Below are 20,017 nucleotides of genomic sequence, written 5' to 3' on the forward strand. Positions count from 1 at the left end.
CATGCTGCGCGCGATCTTCGTCACGCTCGTCGCCGCGGTCGCGTGCGCGCTGCTCTCGACGTGGCTCGTGCAGATGGGCTGGTCGCTCATGGGCGACGCCGTCTCGCACGCGGTGCTGCCCGGCGTCGCGCTCGCCTACATCCTGGGCCTGCCGTTCGCGCTCGGCGCGGCGGTGTTCGGCATCGGCGCCGTCGCGCTCATCGGCGGCGTGCGCGCGGCCTCCCGGATCAAGGCGGACGCGGCGATCGGCGTGGTCTTCACGACCCTGTTCGCGCTCGGGCTCGTGATCGTCTCGGTCACGCCCGCCGAGACCGATCTGCAGCACATCCTCTTCGGCAACGTGCTCGGCGTCTCCGACGCCGACATCGCCCAGGTGCTCATCGTCGGCGCGATCGTGTGCGTCGCGCTGCTCGTGCTGCGCCGCGACCTCACCCTCGTCGCCTTCGATCCGGGCCACGCGCACGCGATCGGGCTGCGGCCGCGGCTGCTGCACGCGGTGCTGCTCGGTGCCCTCGCGCTCACGGTCGTCACGGCGCTGCAAGCCGTGGGCATCATCCTCGTCGTCGCGATGCTCGTCATCCCGGGCGCGACGGCGTCGCTCATCGCGGTGCGGTGGGATGCGCTGCTCGCGTGGTCGGTCGGCATCACGGTGGTCGCGTCGATGGTCGGGCTGCTCGGCGCGTTCTGGCTCGACATCTCCCCGGGCGGGGCGGTCGTGCTCTCGCAAGGGCTCGCCTTCGGGCTAGCGTTGCTGTTCGGGTCCCGACGGGGGATCGTCATCCGGTGGGCGAGAGCGAGGCGGCATGCGGTCGACAGCGGCTGAGGACTACGTCAAGGCGATCTACCACCACACCGAGTGGCAGCCGGAGCCCGTCACGCCGTCGCAGCTCGCGACGCGGCTCGGCCTCGCGAACTCGACCGTGACCGAGATGGTGAAGAAGCTCGCCGCCGCGGGCCTCGTGCATCACCGCCCGTACGGGGCGGTCGAGCTCACGCCCGAGGGACGCCGGCTCGCCGTGCGGCAGGTGCGGCGCCACCGGGTGGTCGAGACCTGGCTCGTCGAGCGGCACGGCTACGAGTGGGACGAGGTGCACGACGAGGCCGAGATCCTCGAGCACGCGCTGAGCGACCGGCTGCTCGAGTCGATCGCGGCGTCGCTCGGCGACCCGGAGCGCGACCCGCACGGCGATCCGATCCCGGCCGCGGACGGCACCGTGCGGCGGCCCGACGCGGTGCTGCTCGCGGATGCGCCGGCCGGCCACGAGGGCGCGGTCGTGCGGATCTCCGACGAGGATCCCGCGATGCTCCGCTTCCTCGCCGACGCGGGCATCGCGCTCGACGCGCGGCTCACGGTGCTCGGCGTCAAGCCCTACTCCGGCTCGATGCAGGTGCGGGCGCTGCGCGGCACGGTCGACGTCGGTCCCGACGTCGCTCGCGCGATCTGGCTCGCGGCCTGAGCGCTCGACCGAGGCGTCAGCGCTCGAGGCCGGCGGTGCCGGTGCCAGAGAGGTCGAGCGTCTCGACCGGGCCGGCCGCGGTGCCCTCGCGGATCTCGCGCGCGACCTCGCGCCGGGACTGGATGGCGTGCCAGGTGATCGCGACGATCGCGATGCCGACGACGCCGAGCAGCACGAGGTCGATGTACTGCGTCACGACCTCCGCGACGCCGGGAATGTGGGCGACGCCCCACCCGAGCAGCGGCAGCCCCGCGCCCCACAGCAGCGCGCCCAGCACGTCGAGGCGCAGGAACAGTGGCCATGGCATCCGCCCCACGCCCGCCGCGACGGGCATGAAGGTGCGCACGATGCCGATGAAGCGGGCGATGATGACCGCCGCGGCGCCGTACTTGAGGAAGAAGCGGTTCGTGCGCTCGATCGTGCGATGCGAGAACAGGCCGGACGAGCGGCGCTGGAAGATCGGCGGTCCGGCCTTGTGGCCGATGAAGTAGCCGAGCTGGTCGCCCGCGACAGCGCAGGCCCAGATGCAGAGCATCACGAGCCAGATGGGCTGCGGGATGACGCCCGTGAAGGACAGGATGCCGGCGATCACGAGCAGCGTGTCGCCCGGCAGGAGGAACCCGACGAGCAGGCCCGTCTCGACGAAGACGATCGCGCACACGAGCAGCAGCGCCCACGGGCCCGCGCCGGAGATGAGGCCCTCGACATCGATGAGGAACTCGGCGGTGAGCGGGGGCACGGGGCTCCTAGGGCGATCGCAGTGCGGGAGAGGGGACTTGAACCCCTACGCCACGAGGGCACAGGAACCTAAATCCTGCGTGTCTGCCAATTCCACCACTCCCGCGTGGTCGCTCCAGCGTAGCGGTGCCGAGGATGCGCAGGCGGCGCCCGGGAGCGTCTGCCACAGTGGCGGCATGGACATGCGCGCGCTCGTCACCGGCGCGACGGCAGGCCTCGGCGCGGAGCTCGCGCGCCAGCTCGCCGCCGACGGCTTCTCCCTCGTGCTCGTCGCGCGCGACGAGCAGCGGCTGCGCGAAGCCGCGGCGGCGCTGCCGGTCGAGACCGAGGTGCTCGCCGCCGACCTGACCGTCGCCGACGACCTCGAGCGCGTCGCGGCACGGGTCGCCGACCCCGCCCGCCCGGTCGACGTGCTCGTCAACAACGCGGGCACGGGCATCCTCGCCGACTTCCACGTCTCGGGCGTCGACGAGGAGCGGCGACTGCTCGACCTGCTCGTGTGGGCGCCCATGCGGCTCGTGCACGCGGCGCTGCCCGGCATGCTCGATCGCGGTCGCGGCGGCATCCTGACGGTCGCGAGCATGGCCGGCCGCATGCCGAACGGCACCTACTCGGCGGCGAAGTCGCACGCCATCACCTTCTCCCGCTCGATCGCGGCGCGCTATCGCGCCGACGGCATCCGCGCGACCGCGCTGCTGCCCGGCTTCCTGAAGACGGAGTTCCACGAGCGGCTCGGCATCGACCGCTCGGGCACGCCCGACATCATCTGGGCGAGCGTCGAGGCGACCGCCCGGGAGGGGCTGCGGGGGCTCCGGAAGGGCCGCAGCGTCGTCGTGAGCGACTGGCGCTACCGCCTCACGGCGCCGCTCGTGCCGCTCATCCCGGATGGGGCCATGGGCGGCTGGAGCATGGCGCGGCTCGACCGGCGCGACGCCGAGGGCGAGCTCGAGCCGACGAACGACGCGAACGCCCGCTGATCAGCGACGCCGATCGCCGCGACCCGCGAAGCCGGTCCCGGCGGGGCGCGGCTGTGGCATCCTCGGGTGGACCGGCGCCGGCCGGGGCGGGGAGGCTGCTGTGGCGGAGACGATCGCCGTGCTGGGCGCGGGCATCATGGGCGCGGGCATCGCGCGCGTCTTCGGGCGCGCGGACCACGACGTGCGGGTCTTCGACGTGCGCGCGGAAGCGGCCGGCGCCGCGGCCGAGTCGGCCGGCGGCACGGCGCACGGCAGCGTCGCCGAAGCCGTCGACGGCGCGACGATCGTGCTCGAGGCCGCGCCCGAGCGGCTTGACCTCAAGCTCGCCCTGCTCGCCGAGGTCGAGGCGGCGAACGACGACGCGGTGATCGCCTCGAACACGTCGTCGATCGGGGCGGACGCGCTCGCGGCCGGCATGCGGGACCCGTCCCGGCTCGTGATCGCCCACTTCTTCAACCCCGCCGACACGGTGCCGCTCGTCGAGGTCGTGCCGGGGCCCGCGACGCCTCCCGAGACCGTCGAGCGGATGGTCGGCCTGCTGACCGCGGCCGGAAAGACCGCCGTGCCGCTCGCGCAGCAGGTCGAGGGCTTCATCGCCAACCGGCTGCAGGCCGCCCTCTATCGCGAGGCGATGCACCTCGTCGAGCGCGGCGTCGCGACCCCCGAGCAGGTCGACGCGGTCGTCACCGCGGGGCTCGGCCCGCGCTGGGCGCTCGCGGGCCCGTTCGAGATCATGGACCTCGGCGGCCTCGACGTGTGGACGAGCGTGACCGACGGGATCTTCCCGACGCTCGGGGACGCATCCGCCGCCCCCGGCATGCTGCGCGAGCGGGTCGAGCGCGGCGACCTCGGCGCGAAGACCGGCCGAGGCTTCCTGGAGCGCGACGCGGATGCGTCGGCGCGCTTCGCCTCGCGGCTCACGGCCCTGCTCGAGGCGCGGGACGATATTTCAAAATCGTAATAGATTGGGCCGTCCGGCGTCGCATCGAGGGCAGCGGCCGCGAGCGCGGTCGCGGACGATCGTGACCGGGGCCGCGATGGGCATGGGCGAGGCGACCCCGGCTGTTCGCGGAGGCGAGCGCGAAGGTGATCGTCGCCGACTTCAACGCCGAGAAGGGCGAGGGCGTGGCGGCCGACTTCCGGGCCGGCGGCGGCGAGGCGCAGTTCGTGCAGGTCGACATCTCCGACGCCGAGCAGGTCGAGGCGAGGGCGGCTCGATCGTCGACATCTCCTCGACGTCCGGCTTCCGCGTGCAGCCGCATCCCGTCGCGCCGTCGACACGCCGATGCTGCAGGGCGCGATCGAGCAGTTCGGGCTCGACCCGGTCGAGTGCCCGAAGCAGCTCTCGGCGCTGCACCGCTTCGCGCAGCCGCGCGAGATCGCGCAGGCGAGCCTGTGGCTCGCGAGCGACGCCTCGTCGTACGTCACCGGCACGACGATCCACGTGGACGGCGGCTACACCGGCGCCATGTGACGAGCTGGCCCGCGACCGCGGGCGCGTCGAACCGGCCGGGAGCGTCCTCCGAGGTCGCTCCCGGCTTCGCGTGCCACGGTCGGGCCATGACCGAAGCAGCCGACCGGCCTCGACCCATCCGCGCCCTGTACTTCAACGGCACCCTCACGCCCTCACCGGACGAGAGCCACACCGACCTGCTCATCGAGGCGAGCGCGACGATCCTCCGCAAGCAGGGCGTCGAGGTCGAGGTCGTGCGCGCGGTCGACCACGCGATCGCGCCGGGCGTGCAGCCCGACATGACCGAGCACGGCGCGAGCGAGGACGCGTGGCCCGCCCTGTGGGAGCGCGTCCTCGCCGCGGACATCCTCGTGCTCGCGACGCCGATCTGGCTCGGCGAGGCCTCGAGCGTGACGCGTCGCGTCGTCGAGCGGCTCTACGCCGAGTCGGGCGAGCTCAACGAGCACGGCCAGTCGATCTTCTACGGCAAGGTGGGCGGATGCCTCGTCGGCGGCAACGAGGACGGCATGAAGCACGTCGCGCGCGAGCTCGTCTACGCGCTGCAGCACCTCGGCTGCACGATCCCACCGCAGGCCGACGCCGGCTGGGTGGGGGAAGCGGGGCCGGGACCCTCCTACGGCGACGAGCTCGACGACGGGTCGATCGCGGGTGCCGACAACGACTTCACGAACCGCAACATCACGATCATGGCGTGGAACCTGCTGCACCTCGCGCGCATGCTCCAGGGCGGCATCCCGAGCGAGGGCAACGACCGCAACGCGTGGGAGCGCGGCGATCGATTCGGCTTCCAGAACCCCGAGTACCGCTGACGGACGTCGCCTCGCCCGCGCCGCTGGCGCGTGTGGGCGGGGTGCGGCATGCTCCCGGCATGGACACGACGCAGTGGCTGCTCGAAGGCGACCCCGCGATCCGCTGGCAGGTGCTGCAGGATCTCGAGGACGCCGACCCGGATGCGGTGGCGCGCGAGCGCGCGCGCGTCGCGCGAGAGGGCTGGGGCGCCGCGCTCCTCGCGGCTCGCGGTCCCGACGGCCAGTGGGCCGGCGGCGCGCACTTCCCGAAGGCGAAGCCCGTCCTGCCCGGCCAGCCATGGACCTCCACCGCCCACGTGCTCACCGAGCTGCGGCTGCTCGGCGTCGACCCGGCCGACCCGGCCGTGCGCGAGGCGATCGCCGACGTCGCGCGCGTGACGCGCTGGGAGTACGACGACGAGCCGTTCTTCGAGGGCGAGGTCGAGCCGTGCATCAACGCCGCGCTCGTGACGAACGCGCTCTACTTCGGCGTCGAGGTCGATGCGATCGTCGAGCGGCTGCTGGGGGAGCGGATGGCCGACGGCGGCTGGAACTGCGACCAGGAGCGGGGCTCGGTGCGCTCGTCGTTCGACACCACGATCGGCGTGCTCGAGGCGCTCGCCGCGTTCGAGCGCGAGCACGACGACCCGCGCGTGCGCGAGGCGCGCGAGAGCGGCGAGGAGTACCTGCTCGAGCGCGGCCTCATGCGACAGCGCTCGACGGGCGAGATCCCGAAGCCGACCTACGTGCAGCTCGCCTTCCCGCCCCGGCACGAGTACGACGTGCTGCGCGCGCTCGAGCACTTCCGCGCCGTCGGCGCCCGGGTGGACGAGCGGATGCGGGAGGCGATCGAGCTCGTGCGTTCGAAGCGCCGGCAGGACGGCTCGTGGGCGGCCGACGTCGTCCACGGCGGCGACGCGGTCGTCGACTACGGCGCGGCGGGGGAGCCGAGCCGGTGGATCACGCTCAAGGCGCTGCGGGTGCTGCGCTGGGCCGACGGCGAGGCTCAGTCCGTGGCTGCGTCCGAAGCCGCCGCGCCGGACGCCTCGGCACCCAGGTAGAGCAGCATCCCGTCGGGGTCCCGCACCTGCGCGACGCGCTCGCCCCACGGCATGCGCTCGGGCTGGGCGACCGCGGTCGCGCCGCGCTCGAGCACCCGGTCGAAGGCGGCGTCGACGTCGTCGACGTAGATCCAGAGCGCCGCCTCGGGCGGGCCGGCGCTCGGCTCGAGGCCGATCGCGACGGTCGACGCCCCGACCTCGAGCGCGACGTAGACGACGCGGCCGTCGTCCTCGAAGGCGTAGGTGCGCCGGGCGTCGAGCGCGGCGGCGTAGAACGCCTCGAGCCGCTCGAGATCGCGCGTGCGGAGGATGGGGAAGCTGCGCTGCACCGCCATGCGCGGCATCGTATGCGCGCTCAGTCGAGCGACGCCAGATGGTCGATCATCGCCGGCACGACGACGTCGGGCCGGTCGCGCTGCACCCAGTGCCCGGCGCCCGGCACGACGACCGCGCGGGCACGGGGCATCGACGCGGCCGCGCGCTCGGCGACCGGCGCGGGCACCCCAGCGTCGCGCTCGCCGTGCACGAAGAGCGTCGGCGCCTCGATGCGCGCGAGCATCGCGCTGTAGTCGGTCGACTGGCGGCGCAGGCCCACCTCGGCGCGCTGCCACTCGGCGAAGACCTCGAGCCCCGAGCCCCGCCGGGCCTCCTCGGCGACCGCGTCGAGCAGCTCGGGCGAGCGTCGCGCGGGATCGCGGAGCACGGGCCGCAGGCTGCGCTCGAGGACCCGCCGGTCGCGCGCGGACGCGCGCGTCGCCGCCTGCAGCACGCCGGTGCGGAGCGCCGCCCAGCTCGCGAGCTGCGCGGGCACGCGCAGCGCCCCCTCGACGAGCGTCGGTTGCAGCCCGTAGCTGCCGAGCAGCACGAGCGCGCGCACGCGATCCGGGTGCTCGAGCGCGTGCCCGATCGCGAGCCCACCGCCGAGCGAGAGCCCCGCGAGCGCGTACCGCTCGAGGCCGAGCGCGCTCGCGAACGCCGCGACGTAGCCGAGCAGGCGATCCTGCGTCGCTCGCCACGGGGCGCGCGGGCTGTGCCCGTAGCCGGGATGGTCGGGCGCGAGCACGCGGTGGCCCGCTGCGGCGAGCTCGCCGCCCAACTCGCCCCACGACAGCCACGCCGAGTCGAGCCCGCCACCGTGGAGCAGGACCACGACGGATGCGTCGGCGCCGGCGGGCGGCGCCCACTCGAGGTAGGAGACGGGTCCCCAGGGCAGCGCGACGGTGGTGCGCGTCGCCTCGATGCCCACTGCCCACCCCGCTCGTCCGGTGCCCGTCCCCGGAGCCTAGTGGGACGCATCCGCTCGCCGCACCGAGCCGTCGAGCGTCGCTGTGGACAACTTCCGAGGCGCCGCGCCCGCTTGGGCTTCACTGGCTCGCATGCACCAGGCCGTCGCCGAGATCACCGCCTCCGTGCGGGCGAAGGTGCGGCGCGACGGCATCGACCTCGCGCGCTCCGGCGAGCTCGCCGAGCGCTACGTGCGCGATGCGGTGCGCTCCTACGCCGAGCGCTCGCTCGGCGGCAGCGTGCCGATGCTCGCCGACGAGCGGCAGGCCGAGCGCGACGTGCTCGCGGCGGTGCGCGGCTACGGGCCGCTCCAGCCCTACCTCGACGATCCCGAGATCGAGGAGCTCTGGATCAACCAGGGCTCGCGCGTCTTCTGCGCGCGCGGCGGCGTGAGCGAGCCGCTGCCGCTGCGGCTCACCGAGCTCGAGGTGCGCGACCTCGTCGAGCGGATGCTGTCGACGACCGGGCGTCGCGTCGACCTCTCGACGCCGTTCGTCGACGCGTCCCTGCCCGACGGCTCGCGGCTGCACGTCGCGAGCGGCGACGTCGCGCGCGGCGCGATGTCGATCAACATCCGCAAGTTCTCGCGGCGCCTCGCGTCGCTCGCCGCGCTCGTCGATCGCGGCGCCCTCAGCCAGCAGGCGGCGCAGTTCCTGCGCCACGCCGTCGTCGCCGGCTGCAACATCCTGGTCTCGGGGCCGACCCACGCGGGCAAGACGACGATGCTCAACGCGCTGCTCGCGAGCGTCCGGCCGGGCGAGCGCGTCGTCACGGTCGAGGAGACCTTCGAGCTCGATCCGCCGGTCGACGACATCGTCGCGCTGCAGTGCCGCCAGCCCTCGCTCGAGGGCACTGGGGAGATCTCGCTGCGGCGGCTCGTGAAGGAGTCGCTGCGCATGCGGCCCGATCGGCTCGTCGTCGGCGAGGTGCGCGAGGCGGAGGCGCTCGACCTGCTCGTCGCCCTCAACTGCGGGGTGTCGGGGATGTGCTCGATCCACGCGAACTCTGCGCGCGACGCGCTCGCGAAGCTCACGACCCTCCCGCTGCTCGCCGGCCGCAACATCGACGCGGGCTTCGTCGTGCCGACGGTCGCCCAGTGCATCGACCTCGTCGTGCACCTCGCGATCGACGCGCGCGGCAACCGCAGGGCCGTCGAGATCCTGGCGCCGACGGGGCAGGCGACCGCCGGCGTCATCGAGGCGTCGACCCTCTTCGCCCTCCGCGACGGCCTCCTCGAGCCCACCGGCTCGCATCCCGCGCGCACCGCGAAGTTCGCCGCGATCGGCGTCGATCCCGTCGCGCTCCTCGTGGGAGCGCGCGCATGACGTGGCTGCTCGGGGCGACCCTCGGCCTCGGCCTCCTGCTCGCCGTCAGCCCGTGGCTGTGGCCGCGGCGCACGGGAGCGCCGGACCCGCGCCCTCGCGCCCGTGCCCTCGATCGGCTCACGCTCGCGGGGCTCGACGGCGTGCCGCCGCTCGCGCTCGCCGCCGCCTCGATCGTCGCCGCGGTGCTCGCGGCAGGGGTGGCGCTAGCCCTCGTGCCCGCCGTCGCCGTCGCGGCGGCCGCGCTCGCGGCGGGCGGCGCCGCGCCCACGCTCGCGGTCCGCTGGCGCGCGAAGCGCCGCGAGCGCGCGCAGGCCCGCGTCTGGCCCGACGTCGTCGACCACCTCGTCTCGGCCGTGCGCAGCGGGCTGGCCCTGCCCGATGCGGTCGCGCAGCTCGAGCGCGCGGGGCCCGAGCTCACCCGGCCCGCGTTCGCGGCGTTCGCGGCGGATCACCGGGCGACCGGCTCGTTCGCCTACGCGCTCGACCGCGTGAAGGACCGGCTCGCCGACCCCGTCGCCGACCGCATCCTCGAGACGCTGCGGATGGCCCGCGAGGTCGGTGGCACGGAGGTGACGACGGTGCTGCGCGAGCTCGCGGCCTACCTGCGGGCCGACCTCGCGACCCGCGGCGAGCTCGAGGCGCGGCAGAGCTGGGTCGTGAGCGCGGCCCGGCTCGGCGTCGCCGCGCCGTGGATCGTGCTGCTCATCCTCTCGACGCGACCGGAGGCGGCGCAGGCGTACAACGCGCCGGGCGGCCTGCTGCTCATCGCGGGCGGGGCGGTCGTGACGCTCATCGCCTATCGGGTCATGCTGCGCATCGGCGCGCTCCCCGTCGAGGCGCGGTGGTTCGCGTGAGCGGCGAAGCCGGCTGGAGCCTCCTGCTCGGCGGGACCCTCGGGCTCGGGCTGTGGCTGCTCGTGAGCCTCGTGCCGATCCTGCGCCGACCGCTGCTCCTGCATCGCGTCGCCCCGTACGTGCTCGACGTCTCGCCCGGCGCGCGCGACCTGGTCGCGAGGCGTCGCGTCGACCCCGCGCGCGTCGTCGGCGCCGTCGCCTCGCCGATCGGCGACCGCGTCGCGCCGCTCCTGCACGCGGTGCTCGGTGCGCCGGAGGGGATCCGCCGCCGCTTGCGGCAAGCCGCCGACGGCGGCTCGGTCGCCGAGCACCGGGCTCGGCAGCTGCGGTGGGCGCTCGTCGGCGCTGCCGTCGGCGCGGCCCTCGGGATCGCGGGCGCGCTCCAGCGGGGGCCGATCGCGCTGCCCGCGGCGCTCGCGGTCCTCGGCGCCGCGACCGGCGCGCTCGCCGTCGACCGGCTGCTGCAGCGGCGAGCGAAGCGCCGGCTCGAGCGCATCTCGAGCGAGCTGCCCTCGATCCTCGAGTTCCTCTCGCTGAGCCTCGCCGCCGGCGAGGGGCTGCAGGACGCGCTCCGCCGCGTCGGAGCCGCAGGGCACAGCGCGCTCGGGCGCGAGCTCGCCGGCGTCGTCGCCGACGCGGCGGCCGGTTCGAGCCTCTCGGCCGCCCTCGGGACGCTCGCCGACGAGCTCGGGCATCCCGGCGTCACCCGCAGCGTCGACCAGATGCGCGGGGCGCTCGAGCGCGGGACGCCGCTCGCGCAGACGCTCCAGGCGCAAGCGCTCGACGCGCGCGATGCCGCGAAGCGCGACCTGCTCGAGGCCGCCGGTCGCAAGGAGATCTCGATGCTCGTGCCGCTCGTCTTCGGCCTGCTGCCGACGACGGTCGCGTTCGCGCTGTGGCCGGGCATCCACGTGCTGCAGGTCGGATTCTGAAGGAGGAGCCATGTCCACGATCAGCAACCGCTTCGCCCGGCTCGTCGGGCGGATGCGCGAGGAGGAGCGCGGCGACGTGCCCGGCTGGGTGCTCGTCACCCTGATGACCGCGGGGCTCGTCATCGTGCTGTGGACGGTCGCCGGTCCCGCGCTCCAGGGCGTCTTCGAGCAGGCGATCGATCGCGTCACGAGCTTCTGATGCGGCTGACCGACGAGCGCGGATCGGCGGTCGCCGAGTTCGCCATGGTGGCGGGACTGCTCGTCGTGCTCGTGCTGTCGGTCATGCAGCTCTCGCTCGCGCTCCACGTGCGCGCGACCGTCGCGGATGCGGCGGCCGAGGGCGCGCGGCACGCCTCGCTGCTCGGCTCGGATGCCGCGGCCGGCGTCGAGCGCACGCGCGAGCTCATCACGACCGCGATCGGCCCCGGCTACGCCGAGCGGGTGAGCGCCTCGAGCGCCGTCGTCGCAGGACTCGAGACCATCGAGATCCGCGTCGCGGCGCCCCTGCCGATGCTCGGCCTCGTCGGCCCCGTCGCGCTGGAGGTCGCCGGTCATGCACCGGTGGAATCGCTCGGCTGAGCGGCGCGCGACCGGCCGCGAGCTACTCGCGTCCGAGGACGGCTCCGCCTCGATCGAGTTCCTGACGGTCGGCGTCATCCTGCTCGTGCCGCTCGTCTACCTCGTGCTCGCGCTCGGTCAGATCCAGCACGCCGTGCTGGGCATCGAGGGCGGCGCGCGCCACGCGGCGCGGGCGATCGCACAGGCCGGTTCGCACGAGCACGGCATGGCCGCGGCCGATCGGGCGATCCGCGTCGCGCTGGCCGACGCGGGGCTCTCCGCCGATGCGGTGCGGGTCGCGATCGCGTGCGACCCCGCGCCCGACGCGTGCGACACCCCGCGCGGCACAGTCTCGGTCAGGCTCGACGCGACCGTGCCGCTGCCGCTCGCGCCGCCGGGCCTGCACCTGGGGGCGGGCGTCGGCGTGCCGGTCTCGGCGCTCGCGAGCCAACCGGTCTCGGCCTTCGGCGGCTCCCCGTGAGGCGCGCGCGGTCGCGGCTCGCGCACGAGGAGGAAGGATCGACGCTCGTGCTGACGATCGGCTTCGCGGCGCTCGCGCTCGCCCTCGTGCTCGCGGTCGCCGCGGCGACGAGCATGCTCGTCGAGCGCCGGCGGCTCTTCACGGTCGCCGACGGCGCGGCGCTCGCCGCCGCGGAGGCGTTCGCGCTCGAGCAGGTCCGCTTCGACGGCGCCTCGGCGGCGCCGGAGCTCGCCGACGCCGCGGTGCAGCGCGCGGCCGCGGCCTGGGCGGCGGAGGCCGCGGGAGAGCTCGACGCCGTGCGGGTCGAGGGCGCGAGCGCGGACGCCCGGAGCGCGACGGTCTCGGTCTCGAGCTCGTGGCGCCCGCCGGTCGTCTCGCTCCTGCTGCCCGAGGGCCTGCGGCTCGACGTGACCGCGACGGCCCGCGCCGTCTTCGTCGACTGAGCACGCCGTCAGGCGGCTTGCGCGACGAAGCGCGCTCCGCGCGCTCGCGCTACGCTCCCGGCATGCAGGAGCAGCCCGAGATCGACTTCGCCGCCGCCGCCGCGAGCCTGCCGACCGACGATCCCGAGCGCGCCGCGGACGGGCTCAAGGCACTCATGCAGAACCCCGCGTTCCGGCGGCTCGTGCAGCAGGTGCAGTCGGGCGAGCTCGGCGACGACGAGCTGCGCGACGAGGCGACGGCGATCGCCCACGACCTCGCCGCCCGCCAGGAGCTGCGCCGCGACGAGTAGCGCGCCGGCGGGTCCGCCCCGCGCCGCGGCGCCCGCGCCGCGCGACCCCTGAGGGAACTCCATCGCCGCGTTCAGGAGCGGTCGGGATCATGGGGGACATGATCCCCGGGACGGTGCTCGCGTCGCGCTACGAGCTCGTGCGCCCGCTCGGCCTCGGCGGCATGGGGCAGGTGTGGCTCGGGCTCGACCGGGTGCTGGGGCGCGAGGTCGCCGTGAAGACGGTCGACCTCACCGCGAGCAGCGATCCGAGCGCCGCCGAGCGCTTCCGGCGCGAGGGCCGCGCTGCCGCTGCGCTCGCGCACGAGCACGTCGTGACGGTCTTCGACTCCGGCACCGACGGCAGCACCGCCTTCCTCGTGATGCAGCTGCTGCCCGGCCCCGCCGTCGCGGAGCTGCTCGAAGGCGGGGAGCCGCTGCCGATCGACCGGGCGGTCGAGATCGCCGAGCAGACCGCGGCGGCGCTCGCGGCGATCCACAGCATCGGCATCGTGCACCGCGACATCAAGCCGGCCAACCTCGTCTTCGACGCCTCGGGCAGGCTCAAGGTCGTCGACTTCGGGATCGCGAGCGTCGAGGGCACGAGCGGGCAGCTCACCGCGACCTCGACGATCGTCGGGAGCGCCGCGTACATGGCGCCCGAGCAGGCCGACGGAGGAGGCAGAGCGACGCCCGCGACCGACCTCTACGCGCTCGGCTGCGTCATGACGACCCTGCTCACCGGCCGACCCCCGTTCGGGGGCGAGCACCCGCTCGCGCTGCTGCAGCAGCACGTGCACGCTCCCGCGCCGCGCGTGGCCGAGCGGCTCGCCGGCGTGCCGAAGCCGCTCGACGCGCTCGTCGCCCGACTGCTCTCGAAGCGCCCGGACGATCGCGGGGATGCGGCGGGCGTGCGCGACGAGCTCGCGGCGATCCGGAGCGCGCTGCCGCGGACGCCGCCGGCAGCCGCCGCGGACGCCACGGTGCCCGTCGCTGCCGCCGCCGTGCCCCTCGCTGCCGCCGCGAGCGCCGTCGAGGCCCGCGAGCCGTCGACCGGTCGGCTCGCCCCCGCGGGCCCCGCGGCGGCGACCGCGCTCGTCCCGGCGCCGCGCAGGCGCATCGCCCGGCGGGTCGCCGTCGCGCTCGGCGCGCTCCTGGCGCTCGCGGCGCTGCTGCTCGCCGTCCTCCCGCTGCTGCAGCGGCCAAGCGGGGACGATGCCCTCGCATCGCAGCAGCCTGTCGCGGAGGACGGGGCGCCAGCCGCCGTCACGCCGCCGTCGTCCTCCTCCGAGCCGCCCGCCGCCCCGCGCGAGCGCGAGCCCGCGACGGGCGCGTCCGCGGCGCCCGCCGCCGGGGAGCCCGCGCCCGCCGTGGCCGGGGAGCCTGCGACGTCGGCATCCGCTCCGCCCGCGACCGGTGAGGCGTCGCCGGCCCCCGCGGAGCCGACGGCGACCGCGACCGCGCCCTCCGAGTCGGCACCGGCCGAGCCGGCGCCGGAGCCGGCGCCGAGCAGCCTCGCGGGAGTGCGCGAGGCGATCGGCGGTGCCGTCGCCGCCGGCGGGCTCGACGCCGCGGCGGGGGACGAGCTCCTGGGCCGCGTCGCGGTGCTCGAGGGTGTCGCCGCCGACGGACTGTCGGCTGGGCTCGCGGAGCTCCGCTCGCGCGTCGACGCGCTCGAGGCCGATGGCGCCGCGACCCCCGAGGCCGCCGCCGCCATCCGCGCCGCGATCGACGAGGTCACCGCCTCCGCTGCGTGAGCGTCACTCGCGGGGCTTCCGCGGCAGCCACTTGAGCAGGATCGCCGCGCCCGTGATGCATACCGCGGTGAGCCCGCCCGCCGCCCACGCGATCGACGCGATCGAGACGACCGCCGAGATTGCGAGCGGTGCCACGGCGCCGCCGAGGTCGACCGTCAGCCGCCACGCGCCGAGGAACGGCGCGGGGTTGCGAGGATCGGCGAGATCGGCGCCGAGCGTCATGATGATGCCGGAGCCGAGCCCGTTGCCGAGCCCGAGCACCATCGCGGCGGCGACGAACCAGCCGGTCGCGGCATCGAGGTCGTGCGAGGCGGCGAGCATCGCGAACGCGACCGCCATGAGGCCGAGCGTCGGCACGACGCTCCAGAGCCGGCCGAACCGGTCCATGACCCAGCCCGACACGAAGAAGAGCGCGAAGTCGAGGCCGCCGGCGATGCCGATCACGAGGCCCGTCGTCGCGGCGTCGAGCCCGATCGAGATCGCCCACAGCGGCAGCAGCACGTTGCGCGCCGAGCGCGCGAGCGCGAGCATCGCCGCGCCGACGCCGACGGTCGCGAGCACGCGCCCGTGCTGCCGCACCACTCGCCACACGCCCGTGCGCTCCTGCCGCAGCTCGATGACGCCCGTCGTCGGAGGCTTCCGCTCGAAGGCCGTCGTCGGATCGGGGAGCACCACGAGCACCGCGATCGCGACGATCGTGCAGATGCCGAAGAACACCCACACCGCGCCGAGCGGGAGCCCGAGGCCCAGCACCGCCGCGCCGACGAGCGGGCCGACGAACATGCCGAGGCGGAAGATGCCGCCGAGCGTCGAGAGCGCCCTCGCGCGGTACCGGATCGGCACGTAGGTCGTCATGAACGCGTGCCGCGCGAGCGCGAAGACCGCGTGGCCGAGGCCGAGCACGAACACCGCGACGCCGAGCGTCCACGCATCCCTCGCGACGAGCGCGAGCACGAGCGCGGCGAGCACGAGCGCACCCGCGCCGATCATCGTCGGCCGCTCGCCGAAGCGCGCGACGACGCCGCCGCCCGGCACGTCGCCCGCGAGCTGCCCGATCGTCAGCATCGCCGCGACGACCGCCGCGACGGCGAGCGAGGCGCCGAGGTCACCGGCGATGAGCGGGATGTAGGGGATGACGGCGCCCTCGCCGATCGCGAACGCCGCCGTCGGCACGTACACGGCACCCGCGACGCGCTTCCACGGGAACCGCTCCGTCTCGTCGCCCCCGCTCACAGCCCGAGCCTACGACGCTCGAGCTGGACGACCGGATGCGGTGCCGGCGGCGGGCGGGACGGACGATGCCGCGCCGGTAGGCTGGGGCATCATGGCCGATCTCGACATCGGCGGCGAGATCGCCGCCCTCCGCTCCACGTTCGCCGACATCAAGGCCGTCACCGACGTCGACCGGCTCGCCGCCGACATCGAGCGGCTCTCCGCCGCCGCCGGCGCCCCCGACCTGTGGGATGACCCCGAGGCGGCGCAGAAGGTCACGAGCCAGCTGAGCCACGCGCAGACCGACCTCCGCCGCATCGTCGAGGCCGAGTCGCGCATCGACGACCTCGAGGTGCTCGTCGAGATGGCGAACGAGGAGGCCGACGAGGCGACGCAGCTCGAGGCGAAGAAGGAGCTCGCGAGCCTGCAGAAGCTCATGGGCGAGATGGAGATCCAGACGCTCCTCGACGGCGAGTTCGACCCGCTGCCCGCGGTCGTCACGATCCGCGCGGGCGCGGGCGGCGTCGACGCCTCCGACTTCGCCGAGATGCTGCTGCGCATGTACCTCCGGTACGCCGAGCAGCACGGCATGCCCGTGACCGTCTACGAGACGAGCTACGCGGAGGAGGCGGGCATCAAGTCGGCCTCGTTCGAGATCGACGCGCCCTACGCCTTCGGGCAGCTCTCCGTCGAGGCCGGCACGCACCGGCTCGTGCGCATGAGCCCCTTCGGTGCCGCGGGCAAGCGCCAGACGTCGTTCGCGGCGGTCGAGGTCGTGCCGCTGTTCGAGCAGGTCGACGAGGTCGAGATCCCCGAGAACGACATCCGCGTCGACGTCTTCCGCTCCTCGGGCCCGGGCGGCCAGTCGGTCAACACGACCGACTCCGCGGTGCGCATCACGCACATCCCGACCGGCGTCGTCGTCTCGATGCAGAACGAGAAGAGCCAGATCCAGAACCGCGCCGCCGCGATGCGCGTGCTGCAGAGCCGCCTCATGCTGCTCAAGCGCGAGGAGGAGGCGGCGCGCAAGAAGGAGCTCGCGGGCTCGATCGCCGCGAGCTGGGGCGACCAGATGCGCTCCTACGTGCTCGCGCCGTACCAGATGGTCAAGGACCTCCGCACGCTGCACGAGGTCAACAACCCCTCCGCCGTCTTCGACGGCGACCTCGACGGGTTCATCGCGGCGGGCATCCGCTGGCGCAAGCAGCAGCAGCGCGAGGACGCGGAGTAGCGACCGCCGTGGCCACTCGACCGCAGACCGGCAGCGACTACCTCGCGAGCCTCGACGACGGCCGGGTGGTCGTCCACGACGGCGAGCGCGTCGCGCGCGTCGCCGAGCATCCCGCCTTCGCCGGCACCGCATCCACCATCGCGTCGCTCTACGACGCCCTCCACGAGGAGGGGTCGGATGCGCTGCTCGCGCCGATCGGGGAGGCTCCCGGCGGCGACGGGGTCACCCACGCGTTCTGGACCGTGCCGCGCTCGCACGACGACCTCCGCGCGCAGCGCGAGGCGATCCGCGCCTGGCAGGCGCGCACGCACGGCTGGCTCGGCCGGACGCCCGAGTTCATGGCGTGCATCTTCACGTCGATGGCGGCGCACGCGCCGTTCTTCGGCCGCTTCGAGCGCAACGTGCGCGCGGCGCTCGAGCGCGACCAGCGCGCCGTCACCCACTACGCCCAAGCGCTCGTCAACCCGCCCGTCGACCGCGAGCTGCCGCCCGACGAGGTCGGCGACGTCTTCGTGCACGTCGTCGACGAGACCGACGAGGGCGTCGTGCTGCGCGGCGCGAAGGCGGTCGTCACGGGCGCCGCGACGGCCCAGCGCCTGTTCGTCTCGCACTTCGGCGGCGAGGTGCAGACGGATGCGTTCGCGATCGCCGCGTCGGTCGCGGTCGGCTCGCCGGGCGTGCGCGTCTACACGCGCGGCACGCCCTTCCGCCCCGACCAGCCGCTCGCGCGGCGCTTCCAGGAGCACGACGCGCTCGTCGTGTTCGACGACGTGCTCGTGCCGTGGGACGACGTCCTCATCCGCGACGCGGAGACGATGCTCGCCTTCAACCGCGGCGCCGTCGGCTGGAACGCCCGGCTCGCGTTCCAGGCGGCGACGCGGCTCGAGGCGAAGCTCGAGCGCATCGCGGGCCTCGCGGTCCGCGCGGCCGAGATCATGGGCACCGACCAGCGGCGCGGCACGCAAGCGGCGCTCGGCGAGCTCATCGCCTTCCGGCACACGGTCGCGGGGCTCCGCGACGCGATGATCGAGCAGGCGGCGGCGTCGGGGGAATCGATCCTGCCGGGCGTCGACGCCGCGATGGCGTTCTCGGCGCTCGCGCCCGATGCCTACTCGCGCATGCGCGTCTCGCTCGAGACGACGCTCTCCTCCGCGCTCGCGCACCTGCCGGTGCCGCTCGACGCGCTCGGCTCGCCGGACGTCGCCCCCATCGAGCCGCTCCTGCGCGGCTCGGGCGGGGCGGATGCGCGCGAGCGGCTCGAGGTCGTCGGCGAGCTGTGGGATGCGATCGGCACGGGCTTCGGCGCCCGGCACGAGCTCTACGAGCGCAGCTACTGGGGCCAGCCCGAGCGCACCCATGTCGGCATCCTGGGGCTCGCGCGCGCCGACGGCCGCGTCGCCCGCTGGCAGGCACGACGGCACTCCTGACGACGCTCGAGAGCGACGCGGCTCGAGCCGAGGTCGCGCCGCGCCGACCGCGGTGCGGGCCCGACGCATCCGGCGCCCGTAGCCTCGACGGGCCATGATCCGCTTCGACGAGGTCTCGAAGACCTACTCCCGCAAGGCTCGCCCCGCGCTCGACGGGGTCTCCCTCGAGATCCTCAAGGGCGAGTTCGTCTTCCTCGTCGGCGCCTCCGGCTCGGGGAAGTCGACCCTCATCCGCATGGTGCTGCGCGAGGAGACGCCCTCGAGCGGCGAGGTGCACGTGCTCGGCCAGCGCCTCAAGGCGCTCCCGAACCGGCGCGTGCCGTTCTTCCGCCGCAACCTCGGCGTCGTGTTCCAGGACTTCCGCCTGCTCGGCAACAAGACCGTCTACGAGAACGTCGCCTTCACGCTCCAGGTGATCGGCAAGAGCCGAGCCTTCATCTCGGAGGCCGTGCCCGACGTGCTGAAGATCGTCGGGCTCGCGGGCAAGGCCTCGCGGCTGCCGCACGAGCTCTCGGGCGGCGAGCAGCAGCGCGTCGCGATCGCGCGCGCGGTCGTCAACCGGCCGCCGATCCTGCTCGCCGACGAGCCGACCGGCAACCTCGACCCGTCGACGAGCGCGGGCATCATGGCGCTGCTCGCCCGCATCAACGAGGGCGGCACGACCGTCGTGATGGCGACGCACGAGGCGTCGATCGTCGACGAGATGCAGAAGCGCGTCGTCGAGCTCGACGCCGGCCGCATCATGCGCGACGAGGCGCACGGCTCCTACCGCCGCCACCTCGGCGACGACGACGAGCTCGCCCCGCGAGCGCTCGAGGAGGAGACCGCGTGAGGGTCCAGCTGATCGCGCAGGAGGTCTGGAACGGGCTGCGCCGGAACCTCTCGGTCGTCGTCTCGGTCGTGCTCGTGACGTTCATCTCGCTCTCGTTCGTCGGCGCCGCGATCCTGCTGCAGATGCAGATCAACCAGATGAAGGGCTTCTGGTACGACCGCGCCCAGGTCGGCGTGTACTTCTGCGGCCCGGTCGACGCGACGGCGACGTGCAGCCAGACCGCCGCGACCGCCGAGCAGGTCGACGCCGTGCGGGCCGTGCTCGAGAGCGGCGCGATCGCGCCCTACGTCGCCGACGTCGAGTTCGAGGATCGCGAGCTCGCCTACCAGCACTTCATGGAGCAGTTCGGGGGCACGTCGAGCGCCGAGTTCGCGAGCCCGGAGACCATGAACGAGGCGCTGTGGGTGCGCCCCACGACGCCACAGGACGCCGATCTCATCCGCGAGGCGACGAGCGCGCTCCCGGGCGTGCTCGAGGTGCGCGACCAGCGGGCGCTGCTCGAGCCGATCTTCCAGGTGCTGAGCACCGCGAGCCTCGCCGCGATCGGCATCGCCGTGCTCATGCTCGTCGCGGCCGTCCTGCTCATCTCCACGACCATCCGCCTCTCCGCCTTCTCCCGCAAGCGCGAGCTCGGGATCATGCGGCTCGTCGGCGCCTCGAACCGGTTCATCCAGACGCCGTTCATCATCGAGGGGATCGTCGCCGCGCTCGTCGGCGCGGTGCTCGCCGCAGGAGCGGTCGTCGCGACCGTGCACTTCCTGCTGCAGGGCTACGTCGCGCCGATGCTGCAGACCATCGCGATCGTCGGGCTCGACGACGCCCTCGTCGTCGCGCCGGTGCTGCTCGGGATCGGCGTGCTGTTCGCCGGCGTCGCGGCAGCGGTCGCGATCCGGCGCTACCTCCGGATCTAGCCCGGCCGG

Annotated in this window: 24 protein-coding genes and 1 tRNA gene; 20 read left to right on the forward strand and 5 right to left on the reverse strand. The window is 74.5% G+C overall.

The window, feature by feature from the left end; translation table 11 throughout:
* Window position 1 precedes the first annotated feature (1 nt).
* Both L332_RS20825 and L332_RS20830 read left to right on the forward strand, forming a co-directional pair.
* The gene (locus tag L332_RS20825) at window positions 2-823 is read left to right on the forward strand and encodes a metal ABC transporter permease (protein WP_052588654.1); all 822 of its coding nucleotides are present in this window, start codon (window positions 2-4) and stop codon (window positions 821-823) included.
* Window positions 804-1,457 (forward strand): metal-dependent transcriptional regulator, encoded by a 654-nt coding sequence (locus L332_RS20830; RefSeq protein WP_021010207.1) that lies wholly within the window; start codon window positions 804-806, stop codon window positions 1,455-1,457. The genes L332_RS20825 and L332_RS20830 overlap by 20 nt, the downstream gene beginning before the upstream one ends.
* Before the next feature lie 16 nt (window positions 1,458-1,473).
* Here the strand turns inward: L332_RS20830 and L332_RS20835 are convergent, their stop codons facing one another.
* Both L332_RS20835 and L332_RS20840 read right to left on the reverse strand, forming a co-directional pair.
* Complete coding sequence (locus L332_RS20835; protein ID WP_021010208.1) at window positions 1,474-2,196, reverse strand: DedA family protein; 723 nt, start codon at window positions 2,194-2,196, stop codon at window positions 1,474-1,476.
* 22 nt (window positions 2,197-2,218) lie between these two features.
* A tRNA-Leu gene (locus L332_RS20840) sits at window positions 2,219-2,301 on the reverse strand.
* 70 nt (window positions 2,302-2,371) lie between these two features.
* On the opposite strand from L332_RS20840, the gene L332_RS20845 reads away from it, so the two are divergent.
* From L332_RS20845 to L332_RS20865, 5 genes are all read left to right on the forward strand, one after another.
* A complete protein-coding gene (locus L332_RS20845; protein WP_021010209.1) occupies window positions 2,372-3,172 on the forward strand; it encodes an SDR family NAD(P)-dependent oxidoreductase in 801 nt (266 codons plus the stop codon).
* 100 nt (window positions 3,173-3,272) lie between these two features.
* Complete coding sequence (locus tag L332_RS20850) at window positions 3,273-4,133, forward strand: 3-hydroxyacyl-CoA dehydrogenase family protein (RefSeq protein WP_021010210.1); 861 nt, start codon at window positions 3,273-3,275, stop codon at window positions 4,131-4,133.
* Between the two features lie 324 nt (window positions 4,134-4,457).
* Window positions 4,458-4,646 carry an SDR family oxidoreductase gene (locus tag L332_RS30715; protein WP_021010211.1) on the forward strand — a complete coding sequence of 63 codons (189 nt, stop codon included), beginning with the start codon at window positions 4,458-4,460 and terminating at the stop codon, window positions 4,644-4,646.
* 86 nt (window positions 4,647-4,732) lie between these two features.
* Entirely contained in the window at window positions 4,733-5,455 is a 723-nt protein-coding gene (locus tag L332_RS20860; RefSeq protein WP_031223472.1) for a flavodoxin family protein, read from the forward strand.
* A gap of 59 nt (window positions 5,456-5,514) precedes the next feature.
* Window positions 5,515-6,495, forward strand: a complete 981-nt coding sequence (locus L332_RS20865) for a prenyltransferase/squalene oxidase repeat-containing protein (RefSeq protein WP_021010213.1) — start codon at window positions 5,515-5,517, stop codon at window positions 6,493-6,495.
* Here the strand turns inward: L332_RS20865 and L332_RS20870 are convergent.
* Both L332_RS20870 and L332_RS20875 read right to left on the reverse strand, forming a co-directional pair.
* Complete coding sequence (locus L332_RS20870; RefSeq protein WP_021064961.1) at window positions 6,441-6,830, reverse strand: VOC family protein; 390 nt, start codon at window positions 6,828-6,830, stop codon at window positions 6,441-6,443. The two genes, L332_RS20865 and L332_RS20870, sit on opposite strands and share 55 nt — an antisense overlap.
* A 20-nt stretch (window positions 6,831-6,850) precedes the next feature.
* Complete coding sequence (locus tag L332_RS20875) at window positions 6,851-7,741, reverse strand: alpha/beta fold hydrolase (RefSeq protein WP_021010215.1); 891 nt, start codon at window positions 7,739-7,741, stop codon at window positions 6,851-6,853.
* A gap of 130 nt (window positions 7,742-7,871) precedes the next feature.
* On the opposite strand from L332_RS20875, the gene L332_RS20880 reads away from it, so the two are divergent.
* From L332_RS20880 to L332_RS30870, 9 genes are all read left to right on the forward strand, one after another.
* Window positions 7,872-9,104 carry a CpaF family protein gene (locus tag L332_RS20880; protein WP_021010216.1) on the forward strand — a complete coding sequence of 411 codons (1,233 nt, stop codon included), beginning with the start codon at window positions 7,872-7,874 and terminating at the stop codon, window positions 9,102-9,104.
* Window positions 9,101-9,958 (forward strand): type II secretion system F family protein, encoded by an 858-nt coding sequence (locus tag L332_RS20885; protein WP_021010217.1) that lies wholly within the window; start codon window positions 9,101-9,103, stop codon window positions 9,956-9,958. The genes L332_RS20880 and L332_RS20885 overlap by 4 nt, the downstream gene beginning before the upstream one ends.
* On the forward strand, window positions 9,955-10,890 hold the full coding sequence (locus L332_RS20890) for a type II secretion system F family protein (RefSeq protein ID WP_021010218.1): 936 nt from the start codon (window positions 9,955-9,957) through the stop codon (window positions 10,888-10,890). The genes L332_RS20885 and L332_RS20890 overlap by 4 nt, the downstream gene beginning before the upstream one ends.
* 10 nt (window positions 10,891-10,900) lie before the next feature.
* Window positions 10,901-11,089 (forward strand): hypothetical protein, encoded by a 189-nt coding sequence (locus L332_RS20895; RefSeq protein WP_021010219.1) that lies wholly within the window; start codon window positions 10,901-10,903, stop codon window positions 11,087-11,089.
* On the forward strand, window positions 11,089-11,469 hold the full coding sequence (locus L332_RS20900; RefSeq protein WP_021064962.1) for a TadE/TadG family type IV pilus assembly protein: 381 nt from the start codon (window positions 11,089-11,091) through the stop codon (window positions 11,467-11,469). Before L332_RS20895 ends, L332_RS20900 begins: the two co-directional genes overlap by 1 nt.
* A complete protein-coding gene (locus L332_RS20905; protein ID WP_021010221.1) occupies window positions 11,444-11,929 on the forward strand; it encodes a hypothetical protein in 486 nt (161 codons plus the stop codon). Before L332_RS20900 ends, L332_RS20905 begins: the two co-directional genes overlap by 26 nt.
* Window positions 11,926-12,372, forward strand: a complete 447-nt coding sequence (locus L332_RS20910; protein WP_021010222.1) for a pilus assembly protein TadG-related protein — start codon at window positions 11,926-11,928, stop codon at window positions 12,370-12,372. The genes L332_RS20905 and L332_RS20910 overlap by 4 nt, the downstream gene beginning before the upstream one ends.
* Window positions 12,373-12,434: 62 nt before the next feature.
* Window positions 12,435-12,662, forward strand: a complete 228-nt coding sequence (locus L332_RS20915; RefSeq protein WP_021064963.1) for a hypothetical protein — start codon at window positions 12,435-12,437, stop codon at window positions 12,660-12,662.
* 98 nt (window positions 12,663-12,760) lie between these two features.
* On the forward strand, window positions 12,761-14,395 hold the full coding sequence (locus L332_RS30870; RefSeq protein ID WP_021010224.1) for a serine/threonine-protein kinase: 1,635 nt from the start codon (window positions 12,761-12,763) through the stop codon (window positions 14,393-14,395).
* 3 nt (window positions 14,396-14,398) lie between these two features.
* Here L332_RS30870 and L332_RS20920 read toward each other — a convergent pair whose 3' ends face one another.
* Window positions 14,399-15,628 (reverse strand): MFS transporter, encoded by a 1,230-nt coding sequence (locus tag L332_RS20920; RefSeq protein WP_021010225.1) that lies wholly within the window; start codon window positions 15,626-15,628, stop codon window positions 14,399-14,401.
* 91 nt (window positions 15,629-15,719) lie between these two features.
* Here L332_RS20920 and prfB point away from each other — a divergent pair, with 91 nt between their 5' ends.
* The 4 genes from prfB (at window position 15,720) to ftsX (ending at window position 20,008) form a co-directional block, all read left to right on the forward strand.
* Window positions 15,720-16,838, forward strand: a complete 1,119-nt coding sequence (gene prfB, locus L332_RS20925) for a peptide chain release factor 2 (protein WP_021010226.1) — start codon at window positions 15,720-15,722, stop codon at window positions 16,836-16,838.
* Window positions 16,839-16,846: 8 nt separating this feature from the next.
* Window positions 16,847-18,265: a 4-hydroxyphenylacetate 3-hydroxylase N-terminal domain-containing protein gene (locus L332_RS20930; protein ID WP_021010227.1), complete on the forward strand. Its 1,419-nt coding sequence runs from the start codon at window positions 16,847-16,849 to the stop codon at window positions 18,263-18,265.
* 94 nt (window positions 18,266-18,359) lie between these two features.
* Window positions 18,360-19,097, forward strand: coding sequence for a cell division ATP-binding protein FtsE (gene ftsE, locus L332_RS20935; RefSeq protein WP_021064964.1), 738 nt, complete (start codon window positions 18,360-18,362; stop codon window positions 19,095-19,097).
* Window positions 19,094-20,008 carry a permease-like cell division protein FtsX gene (gene ftsX / locus L332_RS20940; RefSeq protein ID WP_021064965.1) on the forward strand — a complete coding sequence of 305 codons (915 nt, stop codon included), beginning with the start codon at window positions 19,094-19,096 and terminating at the stop codon, window positions 20,006-20,008. Before ftsE ends, ftsX begins: the two co-directional genes overlap by 4 nt.
* Window positions 20,009-20,017: the final 9 nt, after the last annotated feature.

The sequence above is a fragment of the Agrococcus pavilionensis RW1 genome, assembly GCF_000400485.1.
In the GTDB taxonomy this organism is placed as follows: Bacteria; Actinomycetota; Actinomycetes; order Actinomycetales; family Microbacteriaceae; genus Agrococcus; species Agrococcus pavilionensis.

What these genes read in the sequence shown, in the direction of transcription:
- L332_RS30715 (WP_021010211.1), top strand. Translation starts at nt 4,458, where the DNA reads ATGCTGCAGGGCGCGATCGAGCAGTTCGGGCTCGACCCGGTCGAGTGC.
- L332_RS20870 (WP_021064961.1), bottom strand. Translation starts at nt 6,830, where the DNA reads ATGGCGGTGCAGCGCAGCTTCCCCATCCTCCGCACGCGCGATCTCGAG.
- L332_RS20845 (WP_021010209.1), top strand. Translation starts at nt 2,372, where the DNA reads ATGGACATGCGCGCGCTCGTCACCGGCGCGACGGCAGGCCTCGGCGCG.
- L332_RS20895 (WP_021010219.1), top strand. Translation starts at nt 10,901, where the DNA reads ATGTCCACGATCAGCAACCGCTTCGCCCGGCTCGTCGGGCGGATGCGC.
- L332_RS20900 (WP_021064962.1), top strand. Translation starts at nt 11,089, where the DNA reads ATGCGGCTGACCGACGAGCGCGGATCGGCGGTCGCCGAGTTCGCCATG.
- L332_RS20905 (WP_021010221.1), top strand. Translation starts at nt 11,444, where the DNA reads ATGCACCGGTGGAATCGCTCGGCTGAGCGGCGCGCGACCGGCCGCGAG.
- L332_RS20885 (WP_021010217.1), top strand. Translation starts at nt 9,101, where the DNA reads ATGACGTGGCTGCTCGGGGCGACCCTCGGCCTCGGCCTCCTGCTCGCC.
- ftsE (WP_021064964.1), top strand. Translation starts at nt 18,360, where the DNA reads ATGATCCGCTTCGACGAGGTCTCGAAGACCTACTCCCGCAAGGCTCGC.
- L332_RS20825 (WP_052588654.1), top strand. Translation starts at nt 2, where the DNA reads ATGCTGCGCGCGATCTTCGTCACGCTCGTCGCCGCGGTCGCGTGCGCG.
- L332_RS30870 (WP_021010224.1), top strand. Translation starts at nt 12,761, where the DNA reads ATGATCCCCGGGACGGTGCTCGCGTCGCGCTACGAGCTCGTGCGCCCG.
- L332_RS20915 (WP_021064963.1), top strand. Translation starts at nt 12,435, where the DNA reads ATGCAGGAGCAGCCCGAGATCGACTTCGCCGCCGCCGCCGCGAGCCTG.
- L332_RS20830 (WP_021010207.1), top strand. Translation starts at nt 804, where the DNA reads ATGCGGTCGACAGCGGCTGAGGACTACGTCAAGGCGATCTACCACCAC.
- prfB (WP_021010226.1), top strand. Translation starts at nt 15,720, where the DNA reads ATGGCCGATCTCGACATCGGCGGCGAGATCGCCGCCCTCCGCTCCACG.
- L332_RS20860 (WP_031223472.1), top strand. Translation starts at nt 4,733, where the DNA reads ATGACCGAAGCAGCCGACCGGCCTCGACCCATCCGCGCCCTGTACTTC.
- L332_RS20865 (WP_021010213.1), top strand. Translation starts at nt 5,515, where the DNA reads ATGGACACGACGCAGTGGCTGCTCGAAGGCGACCCCGCGATCCGCTGG.
- L332_RS20880 (WP_021010216.1), top strand. Translation starts at nt 7,872, where the DNA reads ATGCACCAGGCCGTCGCCGAGATCACCGCCTCCGTGCGGGCGAAGGTG.